The sequence below is a fragment of the Synechococcus sp. BO 8801 genome, assembly GCF_002252675.1.
Lineage (GTDB): Bacteria > Cyanobacteriota > Cyanobacteriia > PCC-6307 > Cyanobiaceae > Cyanobium.
In genome coordinates this window covers 92146-105287 of the sequence record NZ_NQKY01000004.1, presented here as the reverse complement: position 1 = coordinate 105287, position 13142 = coordinate 92146, and the positions used below count along the sequence as shown (strand labels likewise).

Below are 13142 nucleotides of genomic sequence, written 5' to 3'. Positions count from 1 at the left end.
GTGCCCCATACGGTCTTGCATGGCGGATCCAACCGGACCCGGTGAATCCGACGGACGGATCATCCAGACCGACCTGCGCAATGAGATGTCGCGCTCCTACCTGGAGTATGCGATGAGCGTGATCGTGGGCCGGGCCCTGCCCGATGCCCGCGACGGCCTCAAGCCGGTGCACCGGCGCATCCTCTACGCGATGTACGAGCTCGGCCTCACGAGCGACAGGCCCTACCGGAAATGTGCCCGTGTGGTGGGGGAGGTGCTCGGTAAGTACCACCCCCACGGCGACACGGCCGTCTACGACGCCCTGGTGCGCATGGCCCAGGACTTCTCCATGCGGATGCCCCTGATCGACGGGCACGGCAACTTCGGCTCGGTCGACAACGATCCGCCGGCCGCGATGCGGTACACGGAGTCGCGCCTGCAGGCCCTGACCACCGACAGCCTGCTGGAGGACATCGAAGCCGAGACCGTCGACTACATCGACAACTTCGACGGCTCCCAGCAGGAACCCACCGTGATGCCGGCCCGGGTGCCGCATCTGCTGCTCAACGGCTCCTCCGGCATCGCCGTGGGGATGGCGACCAACATCCCCCCCCACAACCTCACCGAGCTGATCGACGGGCTGCTGGCCCTGATCGACGATCCGGAGATCGAGGACCGGGCCCTGATGGCGATCATCCCCGGACCCGATTTCCCCACCGGCGGCCAGATCCTCGGCCGCCGCGGCATCCGCGAGACCTACACCACCGGCCGCGGTTCGATCACCATGCGCGGCGTGGCCTCGATCGAAACGGTGGAAGCCAAGGGCCGCCCCGACCGGGATGCGGTGATCATCACCGAACTCCCCTACCAGACCAACAAGGCCTCCCTGATCGAGCGCATCGCCGAGCTGGTCAACGACAAGAAGCTCGAGGGCATCGCCGACATCCGCGACGAAAGCGATCGCGACGGCATGCGCATCGTGATCGAACTGCGCCGCGACGCCTACCCCCAGGTGGTGCTGAACAACCTGTTCAAGCTCACGCCGCTGCAGAACAACTTCAGCGCCTACATGCTGGCCCTGGTGAAGGGCGAACCGGTGCTGCTCACCCTCGGCAGGATGCTGCGGGTGTTCCTGGATTTCCGCATCGAGACGATTGAGCGGCGCACCCGTTACTTCCTGCGCAAGGCGGAGGAACGCGACCACATCCTGCAGGGTCTGCTGCTCGCCCTCGACCAGCTCGACCCGATCATCGCCCTGATCCGGGCCGCCCCCGACACCGCCACCGCCCGGGCCCAGCTGCAGGAGCGCCATGGCCTCAGTGAGATCCAGGCCGACGCCATCCTGCAGATGCAGCTGCGGCGTCTCACGGCCCTGGAGGCTGACAAGATCCGGCTCGAACACGACGACCTCGTCGCCAAGATCGCCGACTACAAGGACATCCTCGGCCGCCGGGAGCGGGTGCTGGGGCTGATCCAGGAGGAACTCCAGGTGCTCCGCACCCGTTACGACTCCCCCCGCCGCACCGAGATCCTCGACCTCGAGGGCGGGCTGGAGGACATCGACCTGATCGCCAACGAGCGCTCGGTGGTGCTGCTCACCGAGAACGGCTATCTCAAGCGGATGCCGGTGAGCGAGTTCGAGGCCACCAGCCGCGGCACCCGCGGCAAGGCCGGCACCCGCAGCCAGGGCGAGGAGGCGGTGAAGCTGTTCATCAGCTGCAACGACCACGACGCCCTGCTGCTGTTCAGCGACCGGGGGGTGGTGTATTCCATTCCCGCCTACAGGGTGCCGATCTGCAGCCGTTCCGCCAAGGGCACGCCGATCGTGCAGCTGCTGCCGATTCCCCGCGAGGAGGCGATCACATCCCTGCTGGCGGTGAGCGCCTTCGATGACGACGTCCAGCTGGTGATGCTCACCAGCGGCGGCTACATCAAGCGCACCCGCCTGTCGGCCTTCAGCAACATCCGCTCCAACGGCCTGATTGCCATCTCCCTCGAGGACGGTGACGCCCTGCGCTGGGTGCGGCTGGCCCTGCCCGGCGACAGCGTGCTGATCGGCTCCCTCAAGGGCATGACGATCCACTTCCGCCTCAGCGATGAGGAGCTGCGTCCCCTGGGCCGCACCGCCCGCGGCGTGCGGGCCATGAATCTGCGCCCCGGCGACGAGCTGGTGAGCATGGATGTGCTCACGGCGGAACTGGCCGACCGTGTCGCCAGCACGGCCGAGACCGGCGCCGACGAGGAGGAGGGTGACGAGGTCGCCCCCAGTGAGGGCCCCTGGGTGCTGGTGGCCAGCGCCAGCGGCCTCGGCAAGCGGGTGCCGGTGGATCAGTTCCGGCTGCAGCGCCGCGCCGGCATGGGTCTGCGGGCAATCAAGTTCCGCCGCGACGGCGATGTGCTGGTGGGCCTCAAGGTGCTCGGGGCCGGCGAGGAGCTGCTGCTGGTAAGTGAGCGGGGGGTGATCGTGCGCATGAAGGCCGACGCCATTCCCCAGCAGTCCCGGGCGGCCACCGGGGTGCGGCTGCAGAAGCTGGATGCCGGCGATCGCCTCACCGAGGTGGTGCTGGTCCCGCCGGCCGCCGAGGAGGAGGAACTGGCCGATGGGCCGGTGGTGGACACCGTTGATGTCACTGCCGGCGCTGCTCCAGAGGATGCGCCCCCGCCGGATGCCCCCACGGATGCCGCCGGGGCCCCGGCCGGCGAGGAGCCCACTGACCCTGAGGCCAGCGACGACTGACCCCACCGACGACTGAGCCCACCGCCGACTGAGCCCCCGGCGGGCTCAGCGCTGGCCCAGGGCCCAGAGCAGCAGCACCCCGTAGCCGGCCAGGCTGGCCAGCTGCAGGCCCAGCTCCAGCCGTTCGATGCGGCGTTCGAGCCGTGGCCGCTGCGGGCCGCTGCCGTCGCTGGCGAGACGATCCAGCCGATTGGCGCACCAGATGAACTCGCAGAAGAACACCAGGGTCACCAGGTAGGAGAAGGCGTAGAGCCCATCCAGCACGGTGAGATAGGGCAGGGAGGGCAGGGAGTCGCGGTAGGCCTGCTGCATGAACACCAGCGTCAGCAGGATCACCGGTGGGATCGCCAGGCGCTCGGAGCTGAAGCCGGCCCGCAGATTGGGGGTGAGCAGCATCACCACCATCGTGATCGTCAGGGGCAGCAGCCACTTCACCAGGGCCGCCCAGCCGATCGGGTCATAGAGCAGCTCCATCTCCACACCGCCGCGGCTGGGGAACAGGCGCCAGCTGCGCAGCCGGTAGCCGTTCATGTTGCTGCGGCGGCTGACGCCGGAGGCGGCGCTGTCGGCCTCCAGCCGGATCCTGGGCGGGTCAGGGATCGTGGCGGGAAAGCTGGGGTCGGCCACCAGCCGGATCTGCAGGGGCAGGGTTCCGAAGGGGTAACCCCGGTAGTCGATCTCATCGGAGTAGAAGTTGCCGTTGAAGCGGTAGTCGCGGCCCAGATCCGCCCCCAGCCGCAGCGGACCGCTGCTGGCCTCCAGCAGGGAGTCCCAGGGCTCCACCAGGTTCTGGAAGCGCACCAGCGTGAGGGGATCCACGCCGGCCGCCAGCCACCGCCCCATCACCGCCGCCGGTGCCGAGAGCCGCAGCGTCCCTTCGACGCTGAAGGTCTTCTCCCGCGAGGAGAAGCGGTAGACGTTGTCCACCGCCATGGCGACGCGGATCGTCACCCCGGAGGGCGGCACCACCGGGGGCGGCACTGCGCCCCCTGCCCCTGCCGCTCTCGGCACGGCGGAACCCCAACCTGCCACCAGGGCCAGGATCAGGCCCAGGCCCAGGCAGGCCAGCGTCGCCAGCCGCCGGCGAGCAACACCGCGCATGGCCGTGGTGCAGGATGAGCCCTCACCGTACCGGCGAGATGGCGAGGGACGTGCTGGTGCTCGGCGGCGGCCCCGCCGCCCTCTGCATCGCGGCGGCCCTGGCGGACCAGGGGCTCGCCGTGGCCCTGCTGGCGCCCGACGACCCGCGCGCCCCCTGGCCCAACACCTACGGCATCTGGGGCGACGAGGTGGACGCCCTGGGCCTGGGCCATCTGCTGGAGCACCGCTGGAGCCACACGGTCAGCTACTTCGGCGCCGGTGATCCGGACCCGGAGGCGGCGGCCAACCGCCCCACGGTCCACGGCCGCGATTACGGCCTGTTCGACCGCGCGGCCCTGCAGGGGCACTGGCTGGAGGCCTGCGGGCGCGGCGGGGTGGAGCTGCTCCAGGGGCTGGCCAGCGGCTGCGACGCCTCCGGGGCGTCGAGCACGGTGGAGCTGGCCGATGGACGCCGGCTGCAGGTGCGGCTGGTGGTGGACGCCACCGGCCATCAGCCGCTGCTGGTGCAGCGGCCCGACCGGGGCCCGGTGGCCGGCCAGTCGGCCTACGGCATCATCGGCCGCTTCTCGGCGCCGCCGGTGCAGCCCGATCAGTTCGTGCTGATGGACTACCGCGCCGACCACCTCAGCGAGGCGGAACGGGCCGAGCCCCCCACCTTTCTCTATGCGATGGACCTGGGCGGCGGCCGCTTCTTCGTCGAGGAGACGTCGCTGGCCCTGGCCCCCCCGGTGCCCTTCGCGGTGCTCCAGCAGCGCCTCCACCGCCGCCTGGCCCACCGCGGCGTGCGGGTGCTGGAGGTGGAGCACGAGGAGTTCTGCCTGTTTCCGATGAACCTGCCCCTGCCGGACCTGCAGCAGCCGGTGCTGGGCTTCGGCGGGGCGGCCTCGATGGTGCACCCGGCCTCCGGCTACATGGTGGGCGCCCTGCTGCGCCGGGCCCCGGCGGTGGCGGCGGCGGTGGCGGCGGCGATGGCCGATGCCGATGCCCCCTCGGCCCTGCTGGCCCGGGCGGGCTGGGGCGCCCTCTGGCCCCCGGCCCTGCGCAGCAAGCACGCCCTCTACCAGTTCGGTCTGGGCAAGCTGATGGGCTTCTCCGAGGCCGAACTGCGCCAGTTCTTCGCCAGCTTCTTCTCCCTGAGCGGCCCCCAGTGGTATGGCTTCCTGGCCAACACCCTGACGGTGCCGGAGCTGCTGGCGGCCATGCTCCGCCTGTTCGCCCTGTCCCCGTGGGCCGTGCGGGCCGGCCTGCTGCTGCCGCCGCGCCGGCCCTAGGCCGGCGGCGCCAGCCCCAGCACCTCGGCGCTCTCGCTGCGGATCCGCTGGCAGAGGTCGGCGTCGCAGCGGATTGATTCGCCGTAGGAGGGCAGGATCCGCTTCAGGGTGTCCTGCCAGCCGTCGGGCAGCTTCTCGCGGAAGCAGGAGTGGAGGATTTCCAGGGCGATCGCCACGGCGGCCGACGCGCCGGGGGACGCCCCCAGCACGGCCACCAGGGATGTGTCGGCGGCGTGCACCACCTCGGTGCCGAACTGGAGCAACCCGCCGCGCCGGGCATCGGCCTTGATGATCTGCACCCGCTGGCCGGCCACCGCCAGGGTCCAGTCGGAGGGGCGGGCGGTCGGATAGAAGTCGCGCAGGGCGGCGAAGCGCTGCTCGGCGCTGGCGAACACCTGGCCGATCAGGTACTGGGTCAGGGGCAGGTTGTCCCGGGCCACCGCCAGCAGCGGCAGCAGGTTGCCGGTCCGCAGGGAGCGGGGCCAGTCGCAGAGGGAGCCGCTCTTGAGGAACTTGCTGGAGAAGCCCGCGTAGGGCCCGAACAGGATCCAGTGGCGGCCGTCGACGAGGCGCGTGTCGAGGTGGGGCACCGACATCGGCGGCGAGCCGGCGGTCGCCATTCCGTAGACCTTCGCATGGTGGCGGCTGGCCACGGCGGAGTCGCCGCAGCGCAGCCAGAGGCCGCTGACGGGAAAGCCGCCGTAGCCGCGCCCTTCCGGGATCCCCGATTTCTGCAGCAGGGTGAGGGCGCCGCCGCCGGCCCCGAGAAACACGGTGCCCGAATCGATCAGCCGGGTCTCCCCGGTGGTCTGGTCCCGGGTCTCCAGGCGCCAGCCACCCTCCGGCCGCCGCCGCAGCGATTGCACCGCCGTGGAAAAGCGCGCCTCGAAGGCCCCGCTGGCCCGCAGGTGATCCAGCAGCTGGCTGGTCAGGGCCCCGAAGTTCACGTCGGTGCCGTCGGCGATGTGGGTGGCGCCGATCGCCTGGGCCGGGTTCCGGCCCTCGATCAGCAGCGGTGCCCACGCCGCCACCTGGGCGTGGTCCTCGCTGTAGGCCATCCCCCGGTAGCAGTGGTGGGCCGCCATCACCCGGTGGCGTTCCCGCAGGTAGGCCCGCCGCTCCTCCCCCAGCACGAAGCTCATGTGGGGGACGCCCTGGATGAAGGCCCCGGGGGAGCCCAGGGCCCCGTCCCGCACCAGGTGGGTCCAGAACTGACGCGACAGGTCGAAGGCTTCGTTGATGTCGAGCGCCTTGGCGAGGCTGATCGAGCCGTCCGCCGCCATCGGCGTGTAGTTGAGTTCGCAGTTCCCCGCATGGCCCGTGCCGGCGTTGTTCCAGGCGCTGGAACTCTCCTGGGCCTCCCGGGGCAGGCCCTCGACGAGCAGGAGACGCAGGTCCGGCCGCAGCTGCCGCAGCAGGGTGCCCAGGGTGGCGCCCATGATCCCCGCCCCGACCAGGGTCACATCGACGGTGGTCAGGGTCACGGGGTCTGCGGTGGGATCGGTTCGGCCAGCAGGCCGGGCGACACGGTATCCGATGGCCGTCGGCGCCTGGCAGCATGGATCCTGTTGCGCCCCCGTGCCGCGGGTGAGAGCAGTGACGCAGGCTCCCCCGGCCATTCCCGATGGCCCTGCCGCTGGCGCCGGCGACGCCCAGGCCTGTCGGCAGGAGCTGCTGGGGCTGCTGCGGGGCGGATCTCCCGGTGCTGCAGCCCCCGCCGCCGGGCGCATCGAGGTCCTGATCGAGCGGTTGGAGCACCTGCAGCCCGCCGATCTCACGGCCCAGGCTGACCAGCTGGCGGGGGTTTGGGAGCTGCGCTGGAGCAGCAGTTCCCTGCCCTATCTGGCGGTCAGGCCCTGGCTCGAGAATCTGCAGTTGCTCGATCCCGCCGGCGGCCGTGCCCTGAACCTGCTGCGGCCGGCCGGCCCCCTCGGGCCCCTGGCGGGGATCGCCGTGCAGGCCAGCATCGCCGTGGCTGCCGAGGCCCCCCACCAGCGGGTGTCGGTGCGGTTCGAGCGGGGCGGCTGGCTGGGGCCCAGGTTCGGAGACCAGCGGCTGGAGCTGTTCCGGCAGGTGCGGCAGAGCTTTCCCGCCTGGCTCGATGTCACCGTGCTCGATGACGAGCTGCGGGTGAGCCGCGGCCAGAACGGCACCCTGTTCGCCCTGGTGCGGCGTCAGGACCTGGCCCTGGCGGCGTTTCTGGCCTGAGGGCCCCGAGCCCCCTCACCACCGCCCCTCACCAGCCCCCGTCGTCGTCCCCGTCCTCGGCCGGCTCGGGCGGCCAGGCCAGGTGCACCGCCACCGGCGCATGGTCGCTGGGCTGCGCGTTGCCCCGCACCCCCTTGTGGATCACGCAGCCCGTGGCGCAGGCCAGCAGCTCCTCGGAGAGATAGATGTGGTCGATGCGCCAGCCCCTGTCCATGTCCCAGGCGCCGGTGCGGTAGTCCCACCAGCTCCAGTGGCCGGTGTCCGGTTCGAAGACGCGGAACACGTCCTCCAGGCGATCACCCAGGGCGTCCCTCAGGGCCTGGCGCTCCGGCTCGCTGGCCATGATCCCGCCGCTGAGGCGTTCCGGGTCGTGGATATCGCGGCCCTCCAGGGCGATGTTGAAGTCCCCCACCATCGCCAGGGGTTCCCCTTCGGCGTCCTGGGCCTCCAGGTAGCGCCGCAGACACCCCAGCCACGCCAGCTTGTAGGGGTACTTGTCCGACGTCAGGGCCGAGCCATTGGGCACGTAGAGGTTGAGCACCCGCACCCCTTCGATCCAGGCACTGATCACCCGTTTCTGTTCGCCCAGCTCCTCGGCCGCCGGATCGTCCGGCAGCAGGGCGGCGAAGCCCACCCGCACGTCCTCGATCGGCAGCCGGCTGAGGATGGCCACGCCGTTGTAGGCCTTCTGGCCGCTGATCACGGCCCGGTAGCCCAGGGCCTCGAAGGCCGCGTGGGGGAACAGCTCGTCCGCCACCTTGGTTTCCTGCAGGCAGAGCACGTCGGGCGCTTCGGCCTGGAGCCAGGCGCACACCTGATCGAGCCGGGTGCGCACCGAGTTGACGTTCCAGGTGGCGATCCGCAGGGCCATGGCGACAGAACGGGGAACCGGCTGAGGGCCCTTATCATGAAGGCCTTGGTGATTCGACCCTCCGCCGGCAGGAGCCATGAACCGTTCGTTTTCTCTGCAGGCCTGCGCGGCCGGCGTCGGGGCCCTCGCCCTGCTGATGGTCGGTGAGGCCCGGGCCCAGCAGGCCGGCTACGGCCAGACCCTCGGTACCAGCATCCAGGAGCGTCAGCTCTACGACTACGGGCCGAGCAAATCGGGATCCGGCAGCGGTTCGATCCTCGACAGCACCAACCCGCTCGACCTGATGAACAAGCTGAAGCGCAGCACCGCCCTGGACGACGCCACGCCCCCCAGCTCCGCCATCGATCAGGCCCTCAGGGAGTTTGACGCGAAGACGCCGAAGCCGGCGCCGGCGGGGTCGGCCGGGCAGCTGAAGGGGATCTGAGCGGCTCGAGCCCCCAGCTGGCCGCCAGTTTGTCGAGCCTCGGATCCGGCTTGTCGGGATCGGGGCTGCGCAGTCTTGCCTGGGCCAGGGCCTCCTGGGCTCCCTTGGTGTCGCCCCGGTCGTGGCGCAGCATGGCCAGCCCCAGCAGGGGGCGCTGGTCCTGGGGGAACAGGTTGGCCAGCTGCAGGTAGGTGGCCGCCGCCGTCGCCGCCTGGCCACGTTTGAGCTGCAGTTCCGCCAGCAGCAGGCCGATGCCGAGGGCCTCCGGCCTGACGTCGGGTTTGATCGCCATCCCGTAGGCCGCCTTGACGCGGGCCTCCGCGGCGGCGCCGCGCCCCTGTTCCAGGTTCAGCAGGCTGAGCAGCTGCAGGGCCTCCACCTGGGTGGGACGCAGGTTGAGGATCTGACGCAGTTCCCGTTCGGCGCCGCTGCTGTCGCCCTGGTCGCGGCGCAGCTCGGCCAGCATCAGCCGCAGGGACCAGCGCTCGGGCTCCCGGTCGGCCATCGGCTCGAGCAGGCCGACGGCCTCCCCCTTGCGATCGAGGGCGACGAGGAGTTCCAGCAGCCGCTGACGGTCGGCCGGGGTGGCCTCATCGGCGTCGAGCCGCAGCCGCAGGCGGGTGGCCTCCTTGGTGAGCAGCGTCCGCTTCGGATCGGCGCTGGCCTGCGTGGCCGACTGGCGGTGACCCAGCCACCAGCCTCCCCCGAGGGCCAGGATCCCGACCAGGCTGACGGCCAGCAGCGACCAGAGGCCGCTCAGGCTTCGGTTCGGGGAGGGCATCCGTTGACGGTGTGGGCTCGGTGTCGCGACCGAGTCTGGCCTGGGCATCGCGCTTCCGCTGCTGCTTACATTGACCCGGGCCAGTCCAGGTACCGCCACGGGGTTTTTCCTTCCACCATGCGCCAGCATCCCATTTCCCCGGTCACCGAGCCGCTCCAGTACCGGGCCATCGGAGTGGTGCGCGGGTCCTACGTGCCGGCCGATCCGGCCCAGCTCACCAGGGGCGTGATCCGCACCGCCGAGGGCACCGAGATCGAAGCGGTGGTGCTCGGCCGCCTGCTCACCCTGATGCGCCGCCATCTCGACCTGGAGACCCCCCATCTGTGGGTCGTCTACCCCCGCTCGCGGGAGGAGAACCAGCTCCACCTGCAGATGGTGGGGGTGTGGGAGCCCAGCACCCTCTCGACGCCAGGGGCCGAAGCCGCCGAGCCCGCCGCAGAGGCGCCCGCTGCCGCCGACCAGCTCCCCGAGGGCGACGACTACTTCTCGATCCGCGGCGAGCTGATCTTCACCCGTCCCGAGACCGGCGATCTGGTGATCAAGGTGCGGCAGCAGCCCCGCCCCGACGGCAACCGTCCGGTGCCGTTCAAGCTTCAGCTGCGCGGTGAGATTCCCCTGGAGCACCTGCGCCATTTCGTCTCCCTCGACCTGCGGCGCCAGGGTCAGCAGCTCGCCGTCGAGCGTTTCGAGGTGATCGGCCCGGTGGCCCAGCGGGGCAACCGCGGTGGTCGGGGGGCCCGCCGACCCGGCGCTGACAAGGGCGGCCCGGCCAAGCCCAAGGGCCATGACCGGGCCGTGACCCGCCAGGGCCGCTGAGATGACCAGCGGTGCCTTCACGGCCGGGGTCGTGGTGCTGCTGCTCAGTCTTGCCGCCGTGGTCGGTCCGCTGGTCGGGCTCTCCCCCTGGTGGGTCACCCTGCTGGTGGCCCTGGGCCTGGGCTCGCTCACCGTGGACGCGGCCCGCTTCGGCGGCCGGGGAGGCCACCTGCTGGCCGAAGCCCTGCCCGGCGGTGCGTGGCGCCTGCGCCGCATCGCCGTGCACGAGGCCGGCCATGCCCTGGCGGCGGACAGCGACGGCCTGGCGGTCCGGCGGGTGCTGGTGGGCAGCCTTGCCTGTCTGCGGGCCGGCGTCGACAGCGGCGGCTGCACCGAATTCGCCCTGCCCGAGAGCGTGAAGCTCTCCGCCGAGGACCTGCGTCGCTGGAGCCGGGTGCTGCAGGCCGGCATGGTGGCCGAGACCCTGGTCTACGGCGACAGCGTCGGCGGCGACGACGACCGGGCCCTGCTGGGCCGGCTCTGGGGCCTCTCCGGCTTCGACGTCGAGATGGCCCGGCTGGAGCAGCGCCGGGCCCGCCGTGAGGTGGAGCAGGCCCTGCGGGCACGCCGCGCCGAGATCGAGGCAGAGGCCGATCGGCTCCTGGCGGCGGCCCCCCGGTTCGGACGCCGGTCCCCTTCATGACCCTGGCCCTGCTGGATTGCCCCACCGGTCTGGCCGGCAACATGCTGCTGGCAGCCCTGCTGGACCTCGGCCTTCCCCAGGAGGTCATCGAGGCCCCCCTGGCCGCCCTGGGGCTGGAGGGCCGCTACCGGCTGCGGATCGAGGAGCGGCGCAGCGCCGGGCTGCGGGGACTGCACCTGGACGTGGAGTCGCTGGAGCCCCAGCCGCACCATCGGCCCTGGGGGGCGTTGCGCGGGCAGCTCCAGAGCGCTCCCCTGGAGCCGGCGCTGCAGGAGAGGGTGCTGGCGGTGTTCGGGCTGCTGGCGGAGGCGGAGGCGGCGGTCCACGGCCACGCCGCCGAGGCCGTGGAGTTCCACGAGGTGGGGGCGATCGATGCCCTGGTGGACATCGTCGGCGTCTGCGCCGGGCTGCTCCATCTGGGGGTGGAGGAGCTGTTCTGCGGCGTGCCGCCGGCGGGCCATGGCCGTGTCGTCACCGCCCACGGGGCCCTGCCCCTGCCCGCCCCGGCGGTGCTGGAGATCGCCCGTTCCCGGGGGCTGCCGCTGGGCTCCAGTGAGGGCTTCCCCGCCGGCGAGCTCACCACCCCCACCGGGATGGCCCTGGCGGCCTGCTGGGCCGACCGGTTCGGCCCCTCCCCCGCGGCCCTGCCGCTGCGGGTGGGGGTGGGTCTGGGCAGCCGCGAGCTGGATCGGGCCAACCTGCTTCGGCTCACCCTGGCCCGTCCCCTGGAGGAGGCGGGTGCGGAGGGGGCCATCGAGGGGGGCAGCGAGGGGGGCGAGCTGCGCGAAGCCCTGCTGCAGCAGCAGGCCCAGATCGACGACGCCACGGCCGAGGACCTGGCCTTCCTGGCCGAGGCCCTGCGCCGGGACGGGGCGCTGGAGGTGTTCAGCCAGCCGGTGGCGATGAAGAAGGGACGCACCGGCACCCTGATGACGGCGCTGATGCCCCCGGAGCTGGGGCCCCGGCTGCGCCGGGTGTGGTGGCGCCACGGCACGACGCTGGGGGTGCGGGAGCAGCTGCAGGACCGCTGGATCCTGCCGCGACAGAGCGAGACGCTGGCCACCCGGCTGGGGCCGGTGCGGATCAAGTGGGCCACCCTCCCCGACGGCCGCCGGCGGGCCAAGGCGGAGCACGCCGACCTCGTGGAGCTGGCCGCACGCCTGGGACGCTCGATCGAGGAGGTGCGCGACGAGGTGCGCCGGGCCCTGCCCGCCGACGGGGGAGCCCCATGAGCGCCTGGTCCCGCCACCTGCTGGCCCTGCTCCAACGCCTGGGGACCGGCCTCGGGGCCCTGCGGCGCCGGCTGCCGTCGCCCCCCAAGCTGCCGGCCCTGCCCGGCGGCCTGCGCCCCTGGATCACCCTGGGCAGCATCGGCTTCGTGATGGCGGCCCTGCTCAGCCACGGTCGCCAGCTGGTCCAGCTGCGGCTCGATGGCCAGGGCTGGCTGTGGTTGCTCCTGGGCGTCGGCGTGAGCCTGCTCAGCCTGGTGGTCAACGGCCTGGCCTGGGGCGTGGTGATGCGCTGGCTGGGCCTGCGCCCCGACTGGGCCGCGGTGGTGGAACTGCACGTGGCCACCAACCTGCGCAAGTTCCTGCCCGGGGGCATCTGGCACCTGGCCTCGCGGGTCCAGCGGCTGCGCAGCGAGGACACGCCCCTGGCCGCGCCGGTCGGCACGACCATGGCGCTGGTGGCGGTGCTGCTGGATCCCCTGGTGGCGGCGGTGGCGGCCCTGGCGCTGGTGCCCCTCGGCGGCTGGCAGGGCGGGCTGGGCCTGGTCTGTCTGCTGCCCCTGGCCCTGCTGCTGCCCCGCTGGCTCGACCCCCTGCTGCTGCGGCTGGAGCGGCGCCGGGCGCGGGACCTCGGCCTGGAGGAGGAGCTCAGGCAGGAGACGCCGCTGGAGCGGTCGACCGTGCTGCGGGGCTATCCCTGGCCGCCCCTGCTGGCGGAGATGGCCTTCGTGCTGCTGCGCTTCGCCGGCTTCTGCTGCTGCATCCAGGCCTTCGACCTGCCACTGGCGAACGATGCCACCGTCTGGCTGGCGGGATTCGCCCTCGCCTGGACCGCCGGACTGGTGGTGCCGGGTGCGCCGGGGGGCCTGGGGGTGTTCGAGGCGGTGCTGCTGTTGCGGATGGGGGTGGCCCTGCCGGAGGCGCCGCTGCTGGCGGTGGCCCTCAGCTACCGCCTGATCGTCACGCTCACTGATCTGCTGGGGGCCGCCCTGGTCAGCCTGGACGGCAGCCTGGCCCGGGGGGCGTCGTCCGGGCCCCCGACGTCGGCCAGCACACCAACCTCCGACACCCCTTCTCAATAG

12 protein-coding genes are annotated in these 13142 nt (G+C 72.1%); 8 read left to right on the top strand and 4 right to left on the bottom strand.

Going from position 1 to position 13142, the window contains the following annotated elements:
• The first annotated feature begins 19 nt into the window (after positions 1-19).
• Positions 20-2716: a DNA gyrase subunit A gene (gyrA, locus tag CJZ86_RS04835; protein ID WP_094584824.1), complete on the top strand. Its 2697-nt coding sequence runs from the start codon at positions 20-22 to the stop codon at positions 2714-2716.
• A gap of 45 nt (positions 2717-2761) precedes the next feature.
• Here the strand turns inward: gyrA and CJZ86_RS04830 are convergent, their stop codons facing one another.
• Entirely contained in the window at positions 2762-3817 is a 1056-nt protein-coding gene (locus tag CJZ86_RS04830; protein ID WP_094584823.1) for a ligand-gated ion channel, read from the bottom strand.
• A 14-nt stretch (positions 3818-3831) separates the two neighbouring features.
• On the opposite strand from CJZ86_RS04830, the gene crtL reads away from it, so the two are divergent.
• Positions 3832-5088 carry a lycopene beta cyclase gene (gene crtL, locus CJZ86_RS04825; protein ID WP_094584822.1) on the top strand — a complete coding sequence of 419 codons (1257 nt, stop codon included), beginning with the start codon at positions 3832-3834 and terminating at the stop codon, positions 5086-5088.
• Here crtL and mqo read toward each other — a convergent pair.
• On the bottom strand, positions 5085-6572 hold the full coding sequence (gene mqo, locus CJZ86_RS04820) for a malate dehydrogenase (quinone) (RefSeq protein ID WP_094584821.1): 1488 nt from the start codon (positions 6570-6572) through the stop codon (positions 5085-5087). The two genes, crtL and mqo, sit on opposite strands and share 4 nt — an antisense overlap.
• Positions 6573-6684: 112 nt before the next feature.
• Between mqo and CJZ86_RS04815 the strand changes: the two genes are divergently transcribed.
• Complete coding sequence (locus tag CJZ86_RS04815) at positions 6685-7296, top strand: PAP/fibrillin family protein (RefSeq protein ID WP_233133844.1); 612 nt, start codon at positions 6685-6687, stop codon at positions 7294-7296.
• Positions 7297-7324: 28 nt separating this feature from the next.
• Here the strand turns inward: CJZ86_RS04815 and xth are convergent, their stop codons facing one another.
• A complete protein-coding gene (gene xth / locus CJZ86_RS04810) occupies positions 7325-8161 on the bottom strand; it encodes an exodeoxyribonuclease III (protein ID WP_198960077.1) in 837 nt (278 codons plus the stop codon).
• 82 nt (positions 8162-8243) lie between these two features.
• On the opposite strand from xth, the gene CJZ86_RS04805 reads away from it, so the two are divergent.
• Positions 8244-8591 (top strand): hypothetical protein, encoded by a 348-nt coding sequence (locus tag CJZ86_RS04805; protein ID WP_094584818.1) that lies wholly within the window; start codon positions 8244-8246, stop codon positions 8589-8591.
• Here the strand turns inward: CJZ86_RS04805 and CJZ86_RS04800 are convergent.
• Positions 8521-9372, bottom strand: a complete 852-nt coding sequence (locus tag CJZ86_RS04800) for a tetratricopeptide repeat protein (protein WP_094584817.1) — start codon at positions 9370-9372, stop codon at positions 8521-8523. The genes CJZ86_RS04805 and CJZ86_RS04800 overlap by 71 nt on opposite strands.
• Positions 9373-9489: 117 nt before the next feature.
• Between CJZ86_RS04800 and patR the strand changes: the two genes are divergently transcribed.
• From patR to CJZ86_RS04780, 4 genes are read left to right on the top strand one after another with little or no spacing between them, the layout of a single operon-like run.
• Positions 9490-10188 (top strand): heterocyst master regulator PatR, encoded by a 699-nt coding sequence (gene patR / locus CJZ86_RS04795; RefSeq protein WP_094584816.1) that lies wholly within the window; start codon positions 9490-9492, stop codon positions 10186-10188.
• Position 10189: 1 nt separating this feature from the next.
• On the top strand, positions 10190-10831 hold the full coding sequence (locus CJZ86_RS04790; protein WP_094584815.1) for a hypothetical protein: 642 nt from the start codon (positions 10190-10192) through the stop codon (positions 10829-10831).
• Positions 10828-12063: a nickel pincer cofactor biosynthesis protein LarC gene (gene larC / locus CJZ86_RS04785; protein ID WP_094584814.1), complete on the top strand. Its 1236-nt coding sequence runs from the start codon at positions 10828-10830 to the stop codon at positions 12061-12063. The genes CJZ86_RS04790 and larC overlap by 4 nt, the downstream gene beginning before the upstream one ends.
• Complete coding sequence (locus CJZ86_RS04780; protein WP_198960075.1) at positions 12060-13142, top strand: lysylphosphatidylglycerol synthase domain-containing protein; 1083 nt, start codon at positions 12060-12062, stop codon at positions 13140-13142. The genes larC and CJZ86_RS04780 overlap by 4 nt, the downstream gene beginning before the upstream one ends.

What these genes read in the sequence shown, in the direction of transcription:
- larC (WP_094584814.1), top strand. Translation starts at nt 10,828, where the DNA reads ATGACCCTGGCCCTGCTGGATTGCCCCACCGGTCTGGCCGGCAACATG.
- CJZ86_RS04800 (WP_094584817.1), bottom strand. Translation starts at nt 9,372, where the DNA reads ATGCCCTCCCCGAACCGAAGCCTGAGCGGCCTCTGGTCGCTGCTGGCC.
- CJZ86_RS04790 (WP_094584815.1), top strand. Translation starts at nt 10,190, where the DNA reads ATGACCAGCGGTGCCTTCACGGCCGGGGTCGTGGTGCTGCTGCTCAGT.
- crtL (WP_094584822.1), top strand. Translation starts at nt 3,832, where the DNA reads ATGAGCCCTCACCGTACCGGCGAGATGGCGAGGGACGTGCTGGTGCTC.
- CJZ86_RS04830 (WP_094584823.1), bottom strand. Translation starts at nt 3,817, where the DNA reads ATGCGCGGTGTTGCTCGCCGGCGGCTGGCGACGCTGGCCTGCCTGGGC.
- gyrA (WP_094584824.1), top strand. Translation starts at nt 20, where the DNA reads ATGGCGGATCCAACCGGACCCGGTGAATCCGACGGACGGATCATCCAG.
- CJZ86_RS04805 (WP_094584818.1), top strand. Translation starts at nt 8,244, where the DNA reads ATGAACCGTTCGTTTTCTCTGCAGGCCTGCGCGGCCGGCGTCGGGGCC.
- patR (WP_094584816.1), top strand. Translation starts at nt 9,490, where the DNA reads ATGCGCCAGCATCCCATTTCCCCGGTCACCGAGCCGCTCCAGTACCGG.
- CJZ86_RS04780 (WP_198960075.1), top strand. Translation starts at nt 12,060, where the DNA reads ATGAGCGCCTGGTCCCGCCACCTGCTGGCCCTGCTCCAACGCCTGGGG.